Origin of the sequence: Enterobacter sp. BNK-22 (assembly GCF_048684805.1) — a bacterium.
Lineage (GTDB): Bacteria > Pseudomonadota > Gammaproteobacteria > Enterobacterales > Enterobacteriaceae > Enterobacter > Enterobacter quasiroggenkampii.
In genome coordinates, this window is record NZ_JBLQTT010000001.1 from 2,630,657 (window position 1) to 2,648,183 (window position 17,527).

Below are 17,527 nucleotides of genomic sequence, written 5' to 3' on the forward strand. Positions count from 1 at the left end.
GCCTTACCCGGCCTACCAATGTTGCTCGCTTCTTTTAACTCACCAGCGCCTGCCCGTCCTTGCGGCTTTCCGTCGCGGCCACGTAGTGTCCTTCCGGCAGGCGGTAAATCACCTGCGCGCCACCGAAGTTGTAATCCTGAAGCGGATCTTCCACCACGATCTGATGCCCGCGCTCGCGCAGAGCGGCAATCGTGTTGCGATCGAACGTCGATTCAACGATCACCTCCCTGCCCTGCACCACGCGCCAGCGCGGAGCGTCGATTGCCGCCTGCGGGTTTTGCCCGTGCAGCATGATGCGCAGCGCCATCTGCATGTGCCCCTGCGCCTGCATCGGGCCGCCCATCACGCCAAAGGACATCAGCGGCTGGCCGTTGCCGTCCATCGCAAAGCCCGGAATGATGGTATGGAACGGGCGCTTGCTGCCCGCCAGCGCGTTCGGGTGCTCAGGATCCAGCACAAATCCGCAGCCCCGGTTTTGCAGGCTGATCCCCGTATCCGGCACCACAATGCCTGAACCGAAGCCCATATAGTTGGACTGAATAAACGAGACCATCATCCCGCTGGCGTCCGCGGTGCTGATGTAGACCGTGCCGCTCTGCGTCGGGGAACCGTAGACAAAATCAGAGGCATAGTCGTGGTTGATCAGCGCCGCGCGCGACTTCAGATAATGGTCGCTCAGCAGCTCTTTTGCCGCGAAGGCCATGTGTTCTTCGTCCGCCACGTAGCGGTCGAGATCCGCCAGCGCCAGCTTCATCGCCTCGATGGAGAGATGCAGAGACTGCACGGAATCCGGATGATGCTTCTCAATGCCGCACTGCTCAAGGATGCCGAGCGCAATCAGCGTGGCGATCCCCTGACCGTTAGGCGGGAGCTCCTGCACCGAACCGCCCGCGAAGTCGCGCGACAGCAGCTTTACCCAGTCCACGCGATGGTTGGCCAGATCCTCAGCCGTCAGGTGCGCGCCATGTTCTTTGGCGAAAGCGGCAATTTTCTGCGCCAGCTCGCCGCGGTAAAAGGCGTCGCCGTTAGTTTTCGCAATCAGCTCCAGCGAGTTCGCCTGCGCCGGGTTACGGAAGATCTCCCCCACGCGCGGGGCGCGGCCTTCCGGCGCGAAGCAGGCGCTGAAGCCCGGCTGATCTTTCAGCTTGTGATAGCCGCGCTGCCAGAGATGCCCAATCAGCGGGGAGACAGGAAAGCCGTTGCGCGCGTAGTCAATGGCGGGCTGCGCCAGCGTGGTCAGCGGCAGCGTGCCGAAGCGTTCCGCCAGGGCGACCCAGCCGGATACCGCGCCCGGCACGGTCACCGCGTCCCAGCCGATTTCCGGCACTGCGGTTTTTCCGGCAAACAGATCCGCATGCCAGCTCGCAGGCGAACGACCGGACGCGTTCAGGCCGTGCAGCTTTTCACCGTCCCAGACGATGGCAAAGGCGTCGCTGCCGATCCCGTTGCCGGTCGGCTCGACCACCGTCAGCGCCATCGCGGTGGCAATGGCCGCATCCACGGCATTTCCCCCCAGCTGCAGCATCTTCATTCCCGCCTGCGCCGCCAGCGGCTGCGACGTTGCAACGGCGTTATGGCCCAGCATCGGCGGGCGTCGTGAATCGTAACCGGACGTAAAATCAAGCGCTTTGGTCATCATGACTCCTTAGTCATGGCGCGGATCGAGCGCATCGCGCAGCCCGTCGCCGAGTAAATTAAAGCCCTGCACGGCAAGGAAAATCGCCACACCGGGGAAAATGGACATCCACGGGGCCTGCTCAAGAAAACCTTTGGCGGTATTGAGCATAGAGCCCCAGGACGGATTGGGCGGCTGCTGTCCCAGCCCCAAGAACGACAGGCTGGCTTCAGCGATAATCGCCGAGGCAATGGCCAGCGTGGCCTGCACCAGGATCGCCGACATCACGTTGGGCAGGACGTACTTGATGATGATCCAGCGATCCGGCAGGCCAATCGCCCGCGCGCCGTCGATATACTCTTCGTTGCGAATGGCGATCACCTGCCCGCGCGTCAGGCGGGCGAAGATCGGCATCGCCGAAAGACCGATGGCGATCATCGCGTTGGTCAGGCTCGGGCCTAAAAATGCCCCCAGCGCGATCGCCATGATCAGGAACGGGCAGGCCAGCAGCGCCTCGATCACGCGCGAGATGACGCCGTCCCACATCTTCTGGAAGTAGCCCGCCACCAGCCCCAGCGGTACGCCGATAACCACGGCAATTACCACAGACAAGCAGCCCGCCATCAGCGAGGTGCGCGCCCCCCAGATAATGCGGGACAGGATATCGCGCCCCAGCTCGTCGGTGCCGAACCAGTACATCGCCGACGGCGCTTTGCGCACCGCCAGGAAGTTGGCCTTGACCGGATCGAACGGGGCGATCCACGGCGCCAGCAGCGCCACCAGCACAAAGAAGCCCACCACCGCCGCGCCAATGACCGCACTTTTATTGCCGAGGAATTTCTTCAGCACCCGGTTTTGCGCCCCCGGCAGCGCAGGCACAACGGTTTGCGTCGTCAGTTCCGCCATGGTTAACCTCGCATTTTCGGGTTGATGAGGACGTAGAGCACGTCGGCCAGAAGGTTCAGCATCAGGAAACCAATCGCCACGATCAGCACCACGCCCTGCACCACCGCATAGTCACGGTTGAAAACCGAGTCGACGATCATCTTGCCAAAGCCCGGAATGGTGAAAACCTGCTCGGTCAGCACCGCACCGCCCAGCAGCTCGCCAAACAGCAGCGTGGTGAGGGTGATTACCGGCACCAGCGCGTTGCGAAACGCGTGCTTCAGGATCACCGCTTTCGGCAGCAGCCCTTTCGCCCGCGCGGTGCGGATGTAATCCGCTTTCAGCACGGCAATCATCGAGGCGCGGGTATGGCGCATCAGCGTTGCCGCGAGGCCCGTTCCGAGCACGGACGCGGGCAGCAGCAGCGTGCGCAGGTTCTGGAGCGGATCTTCACTGAACGGCACATAGCCGGACGCGGGGAGCCATTGCAGGTTCACCGAGAAGACCAGAATCAGCAGGATCCCCAGCCAGAAGTGCGGGATCGAGATCCCCGAGATCGCCACGAAGTTCGCCCCGTGATCGACCCAGCTGTTTTTGTTCACCGCCGCGAGGATCCCCATGCTGATGCCAAACACCAGCGCGATAATCATCGCCAGCAGCGACAGCTCCAGCGTCACCGGCAGTTTGCTGGCAATCAGCTGCGTCACCGGCTCGTGCGTGCGTAAGGAGACGCCCAGATCGCCCTGCAGCGCCCGCGTCAGCCAGTGGAAATACTGCACGGGGATCGGCGCATCGAGGTTCAGCTCCGCGCGCAGCTGAGCGATAACTGCCGGGTCGCGCTCCTCGCCGGCCATGGCGATCAGCGGGTCGCCGGGCAGCAGCTTTTGCAGCCCAAACACCATCATGCTCACCAGCAGTAGCGTCGGAACGGCCAGCAGCAGACGTTTGCAAATCAGTTCCAGCATGGGTTCTCCTCAGGACGGTTATTTCGCCAGCGTTAAGCCAGCCAGACGCACGATGCCGTCCGGGTAAGGCTTGAAGCCCTGCACGCTTTTGTTCAGGCCAAAAATACGCGGCTCGAAGTAGAGGTAGGCAATCGGCATATCCGTTTGCAGCTGTTTCACCACCTTGTCGTACAGCGGCTGGCGCGCAGCCTGGTCGGTGCTCTGGCGCGCCTGGGTCAGCCACTCATCGACCTGCGCATTGCTGTAGCGGCCGTCGTTCAGGGTGCCTTTGCTGTTGATAAAGCCGTAGATGCTGCCGTCCGGATCCGGGCGCCCCGACCAGCCGGAGAAGCTCAGCTGATAGTCCCCGCTCTGCTGGCGGTCCAGCAGCGTGGCGAATTCGGTCATCTGCAGGTTCAGGTTAAAGCCCGCCTCGGCGACCATCGCCTGCAGCACCTGCCCCACCTGCTGTGAGGTGGGGTTGTTCGGCACCAGCAGGTTGACGGTCAGCGGCGCGCTGACGCCAGCCGCTTTGAGCAGCGCTTTGGCCTTGTCGACGTCACGCGGCGGGACCGGCAGGTTGACGTGATACGGGCTGACCGTCGAAAACGCCTGGTTGGCTGGCGTATACAGTCCTTCAAAGACCACCTGGTTTAGCGCATCGCGGTCGATAGCCTGCGAGAAGGCCTCGCGCACGCGGGCATCTTTGAACGGGTCGTTGGCCGGCACCTTGCCGTTGTTGATGTTGAAGGTGATGCCCTGATAGCCCAGGCCCGTTACCTTCGCCAGCGCCAGCTTGCTGTCGGCTTCGACGGTTTTCACGTCGCTGGCGGCAATCCCTTCGGTCAGATCGAGATCGCCCGCGCGCAGGTTCGCGAGGCGCACGGAGGCATCCGGGATCGGCAGATAGATGATTTTGTCGAAGTGGTAGGCGTCTTTGTTCCAGTAGTTTTCGAAGCGGGTCAGCACGATGCGGTCCTGGGACACGCGGCTGTCGAATTTATACGGGCCGGAACAGACGGGATGGGCGGCAAAGTCAGGCTTTTTCGCCGCCTCGGGGGCCATCATTGCGCCCGCGCGGTCGGTAAGCTGCATCAGCAGCGCGGCATCGGGGGTCTTCAGGTGCAGCGCAATCTGCATCGGGCCGGTGACCTCGACCGATTCAACGGAGGAGATCTCGCTCTTACGCAGGGAGCCTTTCAGGATCAGGGCGCGGTCGAGGTTGTATTTTGCCGCAGCGGCATCGAATTTCTCACCGTCGTGGAAGGTCACACCTTCGCGCAGATTAAGCGTCAGGGTTTTACCGTCGTCACTCCACGCCCAGTCTTTGGCCAGACCGGGGACGACCTTCAGGTTTTCATCCACGTCCACCAGCCTGTCGCACAGGGAGGCAAAGACGAAGCGGCCATAGTAGGTGCGCGCCAGATGTGGGTCGAGCATGTCCGGATCTGCCCCCAGGCCAATACGCAGCACGCTTTCAGAATGGGCGGGCAGCGCCGCGCCAAGCAACATAACACTTCCCAGTACGGTCAAAAGAGAATTACGCATTGTCATTATCATGAGTTCCTTGAAGGAAGGGATGAGTGGGTGGCCGCGTGTTCAAACAGCGCGCGGCGGCGCAGAAAAGCGGCGGATGGCGGTGCGATCTGGATAACGCTGCGATCGCGGTTGATCTCCTGCCAGCGGTGGCAGGCAACCTGACGCCCGCCATCGAGCACCTGATTAATCGGCTCGACCTGGCGGCATTCGTCGGTAACGTACGGGCAGCGGGTGTGGAAACGACAGCCGGACGGCGGGCTGGCAGAGTTCGGTAAGTCCCCCAGCAGCAGCGGCGCGGCGCGTTCAGCGCCCGGCTGCATCTGCGGCGCCGAGGCGATCAGCGCCTGCGTATAAGGATGCAGCGGCGCGTCAAAGATCTCATCCACGGTGGCGAGCTCGACGATTTGCCCAAGGTACATGACCGCCACGCGGTCGCTCATGTGGCGGATCACCGCCAGACCATGGGCGACAATCACCATTGTCAACCCCAGCTGGTGCTTCAGGCTTTCCAGCAAATTGACCACCTGCGCCTGAACGGAGACGTCCAGCGCGGATACCGGCTCATCGCCCAGCAGCAGCTTCGGTCCCGAGGCCAGCGCGCGCGCAATGCCGATACGCTGGCGCTGCCCGCCGGAAAACTCGTGCGGGTAGCGCCCGGCCCAGGCGGCGGGCAGGCCTACGGTTTTAAGCAGCTCGGCAACGCGGTACTGGCGGTCCGCTTTCTTCATGTTCTGGTGCAGCCACAGCGGCTCGCCGACGATCTCCTCCACCGTCATGCGCGGGTTCAGGGAGGCGAAGGGATCCTGAAAGATGATCTGCAGCTCGCGGCGGAGCTGATTGAGCCGCGCGCCCGAGGCATGGGTGATCTCTTCCCCCTGATAAAACACGCGCCCTTCGCTGGCGGCCAGCAGGCGCAGCAGCAGGCGGCCAAGCGTGGATTTTCCGGAACCGGACTCGCCGACAATCGCCAGCGTTTCGCCCGGCATCACGGCAAGCGACACGCGATCGACCGCCGTCACAAACCGGGCCGGGGTAAAGAGTTTTTTCGGACCGGGGAACTGCTTGCTGAGGTCCCGTGCTTCAAGAATGGGCGTGGTCATGCGGTCTCTCCCAGGGCGATGTGGTGTTCGAGCGGCACGCGGAAGCAGGCAACCTGATGGCCCGCGCCGAGCGTGGCGAGCTGCGGTTTTTCATCATGGCAGCGCGCCTGCGCAAACGGACAGCGGGTGGCAAAACGACAGCCCTTCGGCATGGATTCCGGCAGAGGTACCGAACCGGGAATGGTGGAAAGCGGGCCTTTACGTGCGCCAAGGGAGGGAATCGACCCCATCAGGCCGATGGTGTACGGGTGCTGCGGATCGGCAAATATCGCCTCAACGCTTCCCTGCTCTACCACCTGTCCGGCATACATCACCGCCACCTGCTGCGCCACTTCGGCCACCACGCCTAAATCGTGGGTGATCATCAGCACCGCCGTGCCGGTCTCTTCTTTGAGGGCGTTGAGCAAGGCGAGGATTTGCGCCTGGATGGTGACGTCGAGCGCGGTGGTCGGTTCGTCGGCAATCAGCAATTTGGGATGGTTGATCAGCGCCATGGCAATCATCACGCGCTGGCGCATGCCGCCGGAAAGCTGGTGAGGATAAGCCTTGAGACGCATCTCTGCCGCCGGGATCTGCACTTTCTCGAGGATCTGCAGCGCGACCTTCATCGCCTCTGCGCGCGAGACGTCCTGGTGTCGCATGACCGCTTCACTCAGCTGATCGCCCAGCGTAAACGCCGGATTGAGCGAGGTCATCGGCTCCTGGAAAATCATCGCCAGCTCGCTGCCGCGCAGATCGGCATATTCCCGCGGCGAGAGCTTGCGCAGATCGTGGCGGCGAAACTGCATCTCCCCGCTGACGATCCGTGCGCTGGCGGGCAGTAACCCCATCAGCGCCAGTGAGGTGATACTTTTCCCGCAGCCGGACTCTCCCACCAGCGCCAGCGTTTCACCCGCCCTGACGGTCAATGAGATACCGTCAAGCACGCTAACCGGCGAGCCCGCGAACGTAACGTTGAGGTTTTGTACTTGCAGTACGGGCGTGGCGTCCTTAAAGGGGATTGTCGTCATGGCGTGAAGTCGTCCTCAAGGTGGATCGCCTGAATCAGGGCGGTTTGCAGGCTGAGCAGGTGTTCGCGCATGGCGGCCGCAGCTTCATTAGGCTGGCGATGGATAATCGCCGCCATGATCTTGTGATGGTGGTCGTTATAGCTATCGACACGTTCGGGCGTGCGGGCTAATTCGCGCAGATGCTGCCAGCCCGGTTCACGTCTGACGGCATCAATCGCATCAAACAGGCCGAGCATCAGACGGTTGCCCGCAGCCTCGGCAATTGCCCGGTGAAAGGCGCTATCCCAGAGTTCGTTGAGATCGCGGTCATCCGGGCTGACCTTATCGATGCGTTCCAGCATGCGCTGCATAAGCGCGAGGTTTTCCCTGGTGGCACGCAGTGCCGCAAGCCGGGCCAGGCCGGGTTCAAGCTGAAGACGAGCTTCCATCACTTCCAGCAGGTTGGTTTGCTGCACCAGTCCCTGAAGGGCCAGCGGTTCAACAGGTGCTGACGGGCCGATAAAGGTCCCTTTGCCCTGCTTACGCCAGATACGCCCCTCCTCTTCCAGTACGTCCAGCGCACGACGGACTTCACGTCGCCCTACGCCGAGAGTGTCCGACAGCTCACGTTCCGTGGGCAGCGGAATGCCTGGTGTTGACTCATGCTGGTTGATTAGCCCGCGCAACTGCTCAAGCGCGGTGCTGGAATTGGCCAGAAACCGTGACGGCTTTTCCATATTGGTTCGCTCGCTTTCATCATTGCTTTATTTTTATTAACGATAAGTTATTGATATGGAATGAAGCTTATCGTGCTAATGATTAAGCAATAACCAAACCAATACGTAATTGGTTCGCTATTTTTTTGGCAAGCGGGAGATAACCAAATGATTCTGCGTGAATTATTTTTACAGAAAGACACATTCTGAATGAGTTCTGAAGAGAGGCATGGTGGCAAAATGCACAACGATAGTGCAAATAACGCACTGCAACCGTGCAATTGTTAATTAATTGCACCATTGATATTAACTTTTTGTTAACGATAAGTGAGAGTATGGGATTACAGAACGCTGAAACGACGAAGGCCTGAATCATTTCTGATTCAGGCCTTCTGAATAGTGGCGGAACGGACGGGACTCGAACCCGCGACCCCCTGCGTGACAGGCAGGTATTCTAACCGACTGAACTACCGCTCCACTGTTCCCGTTTGGGGAACGAGGCGCATATTACGGTGCGCCTCCGATCTCGTCAACGCTTTTTCTCGCGTTTTGAATCGTTTGCTGCAAAATTCGCCCAAACGATGATTTTACAGGCATTCCGGCGTTTTTTCAGGCACGCCAGAGACAGCTGCCGCCTTTCTTCTGCACCAGATCAAGACGGGATTCGTGGTTAAGCAGCTCTTCATCACTGGCTAAAACAACCCGTAGTCGGCTTGCCTGACGGACAACACGCTGAATACCCGCTTCGCCCTGCGTCTGCTGAGACTCATTTTCCATACTGAACTTCATTGACGTCTGCCCGCCGGTCATCGTCAGATAGACATCGGCGAGGATCTGGGCATCGAGCAACGCCCCGTGGAGCGTTCGTTTGGTATTGTCTATCTCGTAGCGCGAACAAAGTGCATCCAGGCTGTTACGCTTGCCGGGGAACATCTTCCTCGCCAGCGCCAGACTGTCTGTTACCTTACAGAAGGTGTTCGTCTTCGGGATATCACGATTAAGCTTGCTGAATTCATAGTCCATAAAGCCGATATCGAACGAGGCGTTATGGATGACAAGCTCGGCACCCTTGATGTATTCCAGGAACTCGTCAGCCACATCCGCAAACGTCGGCTTATCCAGCAAGAACTCATCGGCAATACCGTGAACGCCGAACGCTTCGGGATCCACCAGCCGATCGGGCTTGAGGTAGACGTGGAAGTTGTTCCCCGTAAGACGACGGTTCACCACTTCAACGGCGCCGATCTCGATGATCTTATGCCCTTCGTAGTGCGCGCCGATCTGGTTCATACCGGTGGTTTCGGTATCGAGGACGATCTGGCGAGTAATTGCAGTGCTCATAGCGGTCATTTATGTCAGACTTATCGTTTAACTGAACGTTTCAAATACAGGAAGTCTACCAGAGATGCGTAAACAGGTAGAAATTTTCACCGATGGATCTTGTCTCGGCAACCCAGGTCCCGGCGGCTACGGCGCGATTATGCGTTATCGCCAGCACGAAAAAACTTTTAGCGAAGGCTATTTTCTGACCACCAACAACCGGATGGAGCTCATGGCGGCCATTGTGGCGCTGGAGGCGTTAAAAGAACATTGTGACGTGGTGTTAAGTACCGACAGTCAGTACGTCCGCCAGGGAATTACCCAGTGGATCCATAACTGGAAAAAACGCGGCTGGAAGACGGCCGATAAGAAACCGGTCAAGAACGTCGATCTCTGGAAACGTCTTGATGCTGCGCTGGGCCAGCACCAGATTAAGTGGGAGTGGGTTAAAGGGCACGCCGGCCATCCGGAAAACGAACGCTGTGACGAGCTGGCGCGTGCGGCGGCCGCTAACCCAGCGCATGAGGACGCGGGTTATCAGCCTGAATCCTGATCACGGCTTTTTGTATTGCCGCGTGGCGCCAACGGTCTGACGGATTGGCGTTTTCGATTTGCTCTGCTTCATGGGATTAAGCGTAAGGGGAATGGTTCGCTTACGCGCGACGATAAACTGCATGCAGCCTAAGGCAGGCAAATGCGTGCTCAACAAGACGCCCCCCTGCCGCGCCCAGGGCAGCACCTGAAAACCGCCGTAGCAGAGCACTTCGAAGTTCAGCAGTGACAGCCAGTCGAGCTGGCGCATCATGGTGAACATCCGGCTGTTGTAAGGCGGCGTCCGACGCAGCACCGGTACCAGCTTACGCAGGCCCATCAGGCTCAGCGGATTGAATCCGCTCAGTACCAGCCAGCCGTCATCAATCAGCACGCGATCGGCTTCGCGAAGCAGACGGTGCGGATCGCTGCACCAGGGTAACGTATGTGAGAGCAAACACGCATCAACGGATTTTTCCGCAAACGGCAGATGTAACGGGTCTGCTTTCACCTGAACCGGCGATCCGCCGAGAGAGACGTTGACCTGATGCGAGATAGCGCAGCTTTCGGTATTGATTTCCGCGCTGAGATTGCCAATCTTAAGCAGGTGAAAGCCATACATTTTCGCCAGCCAGGGCTTCAGCTGTTGCTCTAACGCTTCGCGATAGTATTCACCCCAGGGCAATTCCGCCCAACGTTCCGGTGCTGCGACAGTCTGAGGTATCCTTGCCGGTTTCATCAACACACCCGCCACGCTATTAGAGGTAATGTATGAATCTTATCAGTATTTCCGCTTTTGAGGACAATTACATCTGGGTTTTGGTGGACGATGAACGTCGATGCGTCATTGTCGATCCCGGAGAATCCGCCCCCGTACTGCGCGCAATAAAAGAGAACGGCTGGCAGCCGGAAGCCATTCTGTTAACGCATCATCATCACGATCATACGGGCGGCGTGCCTGAACTGCGCGCCCACTTTCCGCATATTGTGGTTTACGGACCGGCAGAGGCACAAGATAAGGGACTCACGCAAGTAGTCGAAGAAGGCGAAAAAATCCTCATACGTGAGTGGGAGTTTTCCGTATTTGCTACACCGGGTCACACTTTGGGACATCTGTGTTTCTACAGTAAGCCTTATCTTTTTTGCGGCGACACGCTGTTCTCCGGAGGCTGCGGAAGACTGTTTGAAGGCACACCAGCACAAATGTATCAGTCTTTACAGAAGATTAACGCATTACCCGATGATACCGTTATTTGTTGCGCGCATGAGTATACATTAGGAAATATGAAGTTTGCCGTCAGCCTGTTGCCTGAGGATCGGGCGATTCAGGATTATTATCACAAAGTGAAGGAGTTACGTGCAAAAAACCAAAAAACACTCCCCGTAATTCTGAAAAACGAGCGCCAAATTAATTTATTTTTACGAACAGATGATATTGATTTAATTAATAAAATTAACCAAGAAACAAATTTGCAACAACCAGAACAGCGATTTGCATGGTTAAGGTCAAAGAAAGATAACTTCAGATAATTGCGGGTTGCCTTTTCAAAATTTCGCCGTTATCATCGCTCGTCTTTTAAGCAACTATTGACACACACATGAAGGCAAAAGCGATATTACTCGCCTCTGTCCTGCTTGTAGGTTGCCAGTCGCAGAACGGCAGCAACGTACAACAGCACGCACAGAGCCTTTCTGCAGCTGGTCAAGGGGAAGCAGGGAAGTTTACAAGTTCGGCGCGCTGGATGGACGATGGAACATCTTTCGCGCAGGATCAAGACTTGTGGACCTCTATTGGCGACGAGCTAAAGATGGGAATTCCGGAAAATACCCGGATTCGCGAACAGAAACAGAAGTATTTAAGTAATAAGAGCTATCTCCACGATGTAACGTTACGGGCAGAGCCGTATATGTACTGGATAGCCGGGCAAGTTAAGAAACGTAACATGCCTATGGAGCTGGTACTCCTACCCATAGTGGAGAGCGCTTTTGACCCACACGCGACGTCTGGCGCCAATGCCGCAGGCATTTGGCAGATCATTCCGAGCACCGGGCGAAACTATGGTCTGAAACAGACCCGCAACTATGATGCGCGTCGCGATGTTGTCGCTTCAACGACAGCCGCTCTCGACATGATGCAACGTCTGAACAAGATGTTTGACGGCGACTGGCTGTTAACGGTCGCAGCGTACAATAGCGGCGAAGGTCGTGTACTGAAGGCAATGAAAGCGAATAAAGCACGGGGTAAATCCACCGATTTTTGGTCGCTCTCACTGCCACAGGAAACAAAGATTTACGTACCGAAAATGCTGGCACTGAGCGATATTCTCAAGAACAGCAAGCGTTACGGTGTGCAACTGCCAACACCAGACGAAAGTCGTGCACTGGCGCGTGTTCGCCTCAGCAATCCGGTTGATATTCAACAGGTTGCTGATATGACGGGTATGTCGGTAAGTAAACTGAAAACCTTTAATGCTGGCGTTAAAGGCTCAACCCTGGGGGCGAGTGGTCCGCAGTATGTAATGGTTCCGCAGAAACATGCTGAGCAGTTACGTGAGTCTTTAGCTTCGGGTGAAATCGCTGCCGTTCAGTCAACGCTGATCGCGGATGCCTCACCCGTCAACAGCCGCAGTTATAAGGTTCGTTCAGGTGATACGCTTTCAGGCATTGCATCACGTCTTGGCGTGAGCGCAAAAGATCTCCAGCAGTGGAACAATCTGCGCGGATCGGGCTTGAAAGTGGGTCAGAATCTGACGGTTGGCGCAGGTAGCAGTGCGCAGCGTCTTGCCAACAACAGCGATAGCATTACCTATCGCGTGCGTAAGGGTGATTCGCTGTCCAGTATCGCAAAACGTCACGGCGTGAACATCAAAGATGTGATGCGCTGGAACAATGATACTGACAATCTGAAACCAGGCGACCAGCTGACGCTGTTTGTGAAGAACAGCGCGACGCCAGACTCCTGATAACACGACCGAAAGATAAAAAGGCACCGATTCCCCTCGGTGCCTTTTTTGTTTATCCCGCTTTTTGCGCTTCCGCCATGATGGTATCGCTGGTAAATGAACCATCGTCCTGCAGTTCAAAGTACGCCTTCACCTCTGCGGACGCACTCTCCTGATACAGCCTGATTGCCTGACTTAACGCTTCCGGGGTGCGCATACGCGCAATCCACGAGCTAAACTCCAGCGGCAAACGGTCTGTGATTAACGAGCGTGTAATCAGTCCCGCTTCCGTGATAAGCGATAACCACTCTCCGCTGGCGTAGTTTTGCACATGCGAGGTGTCGCGCAGCGCTTCCACCGTTTGCAGCCAGATATTGCGCACCGGATGTCCAGGCGACATCACATCCATAATAATGAAGATGCCACCCGGCTTCAGAACGCGTTTGACTTCACGTAATGCCTGGCCAACATCGTGCCAGTGGTGCGCGGAATAACGGCTGATCACCACCTCAAACGCGGCATCATCAAAAGGTAAGGATTCGGCATAGCCCTGACGCGTATCAATGTTGTCCAGCCCCTTCGCTTTCGCCGCTTCAGCAACCACCTCCAGCATCTGGCTGGATAAGTCATATGCGGTAACCTGCGCCACCTGCTGCGCAGCCGTGAAGCTGGCATGCCCTGCCCCGCAGCCTAAATCCAGCACGTGCGCCTGCGGAAATGCCGACAGGCGCTCACCGAGGCGTACCAGATCGCGGCCTGAAGCGTGTACGGCGCTGCTCAGATACGCATTTGCCTGCGAACCAAACTGTTTTTCTACGTTGTCATGATGGGAGTGTGTTGTTGTCATCGTACTGTCCTTTGTGGGTTAAAAATAAAAGGGCAGCACCTGCACAGGCCTGCCCCACGGCAGACCTGACACACCATTATTTATCAGGTTTGCCGGGACTGAATTCGACGAGTAGAGGGTTATGATCGGAGGCGCGCGTCACCAGCACGGAGGCATCGTGCACGCTCAACCCACGATAGAAGACAAAGTCAAGAGGACGACCAAAGGCTTTTTTGCGCTGGTCATCGCTAAAACGAACTTCACGCAGCGACATTTCGCGCGCAAAGCGGTACAGCGCATTCATGCGCGGACGGCTCCAGGCATTGAAATCGCCGGCCATAATGATGGGCCCGCTGTGATGCGCTATCTGATCACCAATCGGAAGTAACTGCTTACTGTACACATCCACGCCCAGGCTGAAGTTCACCGCGTGGATATTCACGACCATCAGCATACGGGTATCCGGCAGCGGATAGACCGTCACCAGCGCCGATTTCGCCAGGCGCAGAATAGGCTCTCGTTCGCGCAGTGGACAACAATAGACGGGATGTGCCGCTGAAAGCGTCATCACGCCCGAGGGATGCTGCGGCAGAACAAAGGCGGGTACCTGGTCGGCGGCAAGATAGTGAGTGGTAGCAAACCGAACGAGTTCAGGCGTGGTTTGCGCCTCCTGGAGCAGGACCAGATGGGCATCTTTGCCAAAATTCTTGAGGACCGATAACCACTCCGCACGCTGCTGCTTAAAGATATTCCACACCAGTACACGGATTTTTTCATCGCTGCTTAACGGCGTGCCGGCGGGTAATGCCTGGCTTATGCTCGCAAATGACCCCGGAGGCAAGATCCTCTCCGCGGGCATTCCGGCTACATAACGCATGGCATAGGTATTTTTTCGCACTTTTGGAAACAGCCTCTGTAACATGAACCAGTCCGGAAAACGGACTGGTTCTAATGTTATAGGGACTTTAGGTCACACTTTCAACGCAATTTCTGAGAAACCGCTTTCCAGTTTTGTAAGCAAGCGCTTACTGATGTTAACCCAGCGCGACGCGGGTGGGTTTATCAAGACGTCCGCTCAGCCCAATCAACAGGAAAGCGACCAGGACAATCACCGCGCCAATCCATGGCGTCTGGGTTAATCCGAAATGTTCGACGGTTTGCCCACCAATGATGGAGCCCAGCGCGATACCAATATTAAAAGCGGCAATATTCAGGCCGGAAGCCACATCCACCGCATTGGGCGTATAAAGCTCGGCTTTCTGTACAACGTAGACCTGAAGCCCGGGCACATTACCAAAGGCGAAGATCCCCATGACCAGTACCGTGACCAGCGCGGCGTACTGTAGCGAAGCCGTGAACTGGAAAATCATCAACAGAACGACCAACGCGGCGAAAATGAATTTCAGCGCCGGTACCGCACCATGCTTATCCGCAAGCTTGCCGCCCCAGATATTGCCAATCGCAACGGAAATACCGTATCCCAGCAAAATCCAGCTCACGGCATTGGGGGAGAAACCCGCCAGGTCCTGCATCATCGGTGCAAGGAAAGTGAAGGCGGTGAATACGCCACCATAGCCCAGCGCCGTAACCGCGTAGATGATCAGCAAACGCGGATGCGTGAGCACCTTCAGCTGATCGCTCAGGCTGGCGCTGGCCCGGCCAGGAATATTCGACGGCACCAGCAGCAGGCTGGTCACCAGGGCAATGACGCCCAGTAAGGAGACGGCCAGGAACGTTTCACGCCAGCCGAAGTGTTGTCCGATAAACGTGCCCAACGGTACGCCTGTGACGAGTGCAACGGTCAGCCCACCGAACATGATCGCAATGGCGGAGGCCGCTTTCTCTTTTGGTACCAGGCTGGTTGCAATAGTGGAACCAATCGAGAAGAACACCCCGTGTGCAAGGCCGGTCAACAGACGAGCGATGACCAGCGTGGTGTAGTCCGGCGCCTGCCAGGCCAGCACGTTGCCGGCGGTGAACAGCACCATTAATGCAACTAACAGCTGCTTACGCGGAAAGCGTCCGGTCAGGGCCGTCAGCACGGGGGCACCGACGGCAACACCCAGGGCATAGATGGACACCAGCAATCCGGCGGAGGGCAATGAGATCGCAAGCTGGTTAGCAATGGTGGGAACCAGTCCCACGATAACAAATTCGGTCGTGCCAATTGCAAAGGCACTGATCGTCAGGGCAAGAAGCGCCAGTGGCATAAAATACTCCGTATCATCAGGATTAAGATGACAGGCAGTATGCGCCAGTGCTTAAATAACAAAAACGGTCAAAATATCAATAGAATTTTGCGAGTGATGCAACAATGAAAGCAACGTCAGAAGAGCTGACAATCTTTGTCGCCGTCGTCGAAAGCGGCAGCTTTAGCCGCGCGGCCGAACAGCTGGGACAGGCTAACTCAGCCATTAGCCGCTCGGTTAAAAAGCTGGAGATGAAGCTTGGGGTGAGCCTGCTTAACCGAACGACGCGGCAACTGAGCCTGACGGAAGAAGGAGAGCGTTATTTTCGCCGCGTGCAGTCGGTACTGCAGGAGATGGCCGCAGCCGAGACCGAGATTATGGAAACCCGCAGCACGCCGCGTGGGTTACTGCGCATTGATGCGGCCACGCCGGTTGTGCTTCACTTTCTGATGCCGCTGATTAAACCTTTCCGCGAACGTTATCCGGAGATGACGCTCTCTCTGGTCTCCTCAGAGACGTTTATCAACCTCATCGAGCGAAAGGTAGATGTGGCTATCCGGGCGGGAACGCTGACCGATTCAAGCTTGCGTGCCCGCCCTCTGTTTGCCAGCTACCGAAAAATTATCGCGTCGCCACAGTATATTGCTGAACATGGTAAACCGGAGACGGTTGAAGAACTGAAGCAGCATCTGTGCCTGGGCTTTACGGAGCCGGTATCGCTGAACACCTGGCCTGTCGCCTGCCATGATGGGCAACTTCATGAAATTACAAGCGGATTGTCGTCTAACAGCGGGGAAACGCTGAAGCAGCTGTGCCTCGAAGGCAATGGTATCGCCTGCCTGTCAGACTATATGATCGATAAGGAGATTGCGCGGGGTGAACTGGTGGAATTGATGGCCGATAAACGCCTGCCGGTCGAAATGCCTTTTAGCGCGGTATATTACAGTGACAGAGCGGTGAGTACGCGCATTCGTGCCTTTATTGATTTTCTGAGTGAACATATAAAAACAGCTCCCGGAGGAGCTGTGTGAGGGTTCAGGCTACAGAGGATGAGTCAAACTTAATCCCAGTGAGGAGCTAAGCCTTCCGGGCTGACCAGGCGATCGTTGCATTCCAGGGCTGCGATCGCTTTTTTATCTTCAGCATCCAGGTGAAGATCCGTTGCTAACAGGTTGCTCGCCAGGTTTTCACGTTTAGTTGAAGATGGGATCACGGCATAACCTTCACCCATTGCCCATGCCAGAATAACCTGCGCGGCAGTCGCGTTATGTTTCTCAGCGATACGCGTAATCACTTCATCTTTCAGCGCTTTACCATAGGCCAGCGTCATGTATGAGGTGATGTGGATCCCGTGCTGTTTTGCCCAGTCCACGACTTTGCGGTTCTGCAGGTAAGGAGACAGTTCAATCTGGTTGGTCGCAATATTTTCTGCACCTACAGCCGCAATGGCTTTTTCCATCAGCGGGATCGTGAAGTTGGAGATCCCAATTTCGCGGGTTAAGCCCTGCTTTTTCGCTTCCAGCAGCGCCTGCATGAATTCTTCCACGGAGACGGCATCGTTTGGTGATGGCCAGTGGATCAGAGTCAGATCAACGTAGTCAGTACGCAGTTTTTTCAGGCTTTCTTTCAGGCTTGGGATCAGCTTGTCTTTGCTGAGATTCTCAATCCAGATTTTCGTGGTAATGAACAGCTCATTACGCGGTACACCGCTCTCTTCGAGAGCTTGTCCAACGGCAGCTTCGTTTTCATAGATCTGCGCCGTATCAACTGCGCGATAGCCCAGCTCGAGTGCGGTTTTAACTGATGCGATAACAACGTCGTCTTTCAGGCGGAATGTGCCCAGACCAAATGCAGGGAGAGTCATAATTTTCCTCAATCGTTATGTTCGTAAACTGAGGACGATTATCGCTGGCGGTGTTATAGAGAAAAAG

The 17,527-nt window shown here is 56.8% G+C and carries 17 protein-coding genes and 1 tRNA gene; 4 read left to right on the top strand and 14 right to left on the bottom strand.

All coding sequences use genetic code 11. The features are described 5' to 3' along the window. Positions 1-34: 34 nt before the first annotated feature. From ACMGGE_RS12470 to dnaQ, 9 genes are all read right to left on the bottom strand, one after another. Entirely contained in the window at positions 35-1,636 is a 1,602-nt protein-coding gene (locus tag ACMGGE_RS12470; protein ID WP_420293815.1) for a gamma-glutamyltransferase family protein, read from the bottom strand. Positions 1,637-1,645: 9 nt separating this feature from the next. Beyond that, positions 1,646-2,521, bottom strand: a complete 876-nt coding sequence (locus ACMGGE_RS12475; protein ID WP_420293816.1) for an ABC transporter permease — start codon at positions 2,519-2,521, stop codon at positions 1,646-1,648. A gap of 2 nt (positions 2,522-2,523) precedes the next feature. Beyond that, the gene (locus tag ACMGGE_RS12480; RefSeq protein ID WP_008500268.1) at positions 2,524-3,465 is read right to left on the bottom strand and encodes an ABC transporter permease; all 942 of its coding nucleotides are present in this window, start codon (positions 3,463-3,465) and stop codon (positions 2,524-2,526) included. Positions 3,466-3,483: 18 nt separating this feature from the next. After that, a complete protein-coding gene (locus tag ACMGGE_RS12485) occupies positions 3,484-4,998 on the bottom strand; it encodes an ABC transporter substrate-binding protein (RefSeq protein ID WP_420293817.1) in 1,515 nt (504 codons plus the stop codon). Positions 4,999-5,000: 2 nt separating this feature from the next. Next, positions 5,001-6,083, bottom strand: a complete 1,083-nt coding sequence (locus tag ACMGGE_RS12490; RefSeq protein WP_420293818.1) for an ABC transporter ATP-binding protein — start codon at positions 6,081-6,083, stop codon at positions 5,001-5,003. Next, a complete protein-coding gene (locus ACMGGE_RS12495; protein WP_111967260.1) occupies positions 6,080-7,093 on the bottom strand; it encodes an ABC transporter ATP-binding protein in 1,014 nt (337 codons plus the stop codon). Before ACMGGE_RS12495 ends, ACMGGE_RS12490 begins: the two co-directional genes overlap by 4 nt. Continuing rightward, entirely contained in the window at positions 7,090-7,809 is a 720-nt protein-coding gene (locus ACMGGE_RS12500) for a FadR/GntR family transcriptional regulator (RefSeq protein ID WP_045909857.1), read from the bottom strand. Before ACMGGE_RS12500 ends, ACMGGE_RS12495 begins: the two co-directional genes overlap by 4 nt. A gap of 379 nt (positions 7,810-8,188) precedes the next feature. Beyond that, positions 8,189-8,265, bottom strand: a tRNA-Asp gene (locus tag ACMGGE_RS12505). Between the two features lie 132 nt (positions 8,266-8,397). Continuing rightward, positions 8,398-9,129: a DNA polymerase III subunit epsilon gene (gene dnaQ, locus ACMGGE_RS12510; RefSeq protein WP_048029949.1), complete on the bottom strand. Its 732-nt coding sequence runs from the start codon at positions 9,127-9,129 to the stop codon at positions 8,398-8,400. Positions 9,130-9,193: 64 nt separating this feature from the next. On the opposite strand from dnaQ, the gene rnhA reads away from it, so the two are divergent. Beyond that, positions 9,194-9,661: a ribonuclease HI gene (gene rnhA / locus ACMGGE_RS12515; RefSeq protein WP_008500276.1), complete on the top strand. Its 468-nt coding sequence runs from the start codon at positions 9,194-9,196 to the stop codon at positions 9,659-9,661. Here rnhA and ACMGGE_RS12520 read toward each other — a convergent pair whose 3' ends face one another. Beyond that, positions 9,662-10,378, bottom strand: coding sequence for a class I SAM-dependent methyltransferase (locus tag ACMGGE_RS12520; RefSeq protein WP_353143014.1), 717 nt, complete (start codon positions 10,376-10,378; stop codon positions 9,662-9,664). Positions 10,379-10,410: 32 nt separating this feature from the next. On the opposite strand from ACMGGE_RS12520, the gene gloB reads away from it, so the two are divergent. Continuing rightward, positions 10,411-11,169 carry a hydroxyacylglutathione hydrolase gene (gloB, locus tag ACMGGE_RS12525; protein ID WP_126534498.1) on the top strand — a complete coding sequence of 253 codons (759 nt, stop codon included), beginning with the start codon at positions 10,411-10,413 and terminating at the stop codon, positions 11,167-11,169. A 68-nt stretch (positions 11,170-11,237) separates the two neighbouring features. Further along, positions 11,238-12,602, top strand: coding sequence for a murein transglycosylase D (mltD, locus tag ACMGGE_RS12530; RefSeq protein WP_045909861.1), 1,365 nt, complete (start codon positions 11,238-11,240; stop codon positions 12,600-12,602). 52 nt (positions 12,603-12,654) lie between these two features. Here the strand turns inward: mltD and ACMGGE_RS12535 are convergent, their stop codons facing one another. From ACMGGE_RS12535 to ACMGGE_RS12545, 3 genes are all read right to left on the bottom strand, one after another. Next, positions 12,655-13,428 carry a class I SAM-dependent methyltransferase gene (locus ACMGGE_RS12535; protein ID WP_196351995.1) on the bottom strand — a complete coding sequence of 258 codons (774 nt, stop codon included), beginning with the start codon at positions 13,426-13,428 and terminating at the stop codon, positions 12,655-12,657. A 76-nt stretch (positions 13,429-13,504) separates the two neighbouring features. Beyond that, the gene (locus ACMGGE_RS12540) at positions 13,505-14,305 is read right to left on the bottom strand and encodes an endonuclease/exonuclease/phosphatase family protein (RefSeq protein WP_025912579.1); all 801 of its coding nucleotides are present in this window, start codon (positions 14,303-14,305) and stop codon (positions 13,505-13,507) included. 136 nt (positions 14,306-14,441) lie between these two features. Next, positions 14,442-15,617, bottom strand: a complete 1,176-nt coding sequence (locus ACMGGE_RS12545; RefSeq protein WP_048029941.1) for an MFS transporter — start codon at positions 15,615-15,617, stop codon at positions 14,442-14,444. Between the two features lie 104 nt (positions 15,618-15,721). Between ACMGGE_RS12545 and yafC the strand changes: the two genes are divergently transcribed. Then, on the top strand, positions 15,722-16,627 hold the full coding sequence (yafC, locus tag ACMGGE_RS12550) for a DNA-binding transcriptional regulator YafC (RefSeq protein ID WP_045909864.1): 906 nt from the start codon (positions 15,722-15,724) through the stop codon (positions 16,625-16,627). Positions 16,628-16,656: 29 nt separating this feature from the next. On the opposite strand, the gene dkgB is transcribed toward yafC, so the two are convergent. After that, positions 16,657-17,460, bottom strand: a complete 804-nt coding sequence (gene dkgB / locus ACMGGE_RS12555; protein WP_420293819.1) for a 2,5-didehydrogluconate reductase DkgB — start codon at positions 17,458-17,460, stop codon at positions 16,657-16,659. Positions 17,461-17,527: the final 67 nt, after the last annotated feature.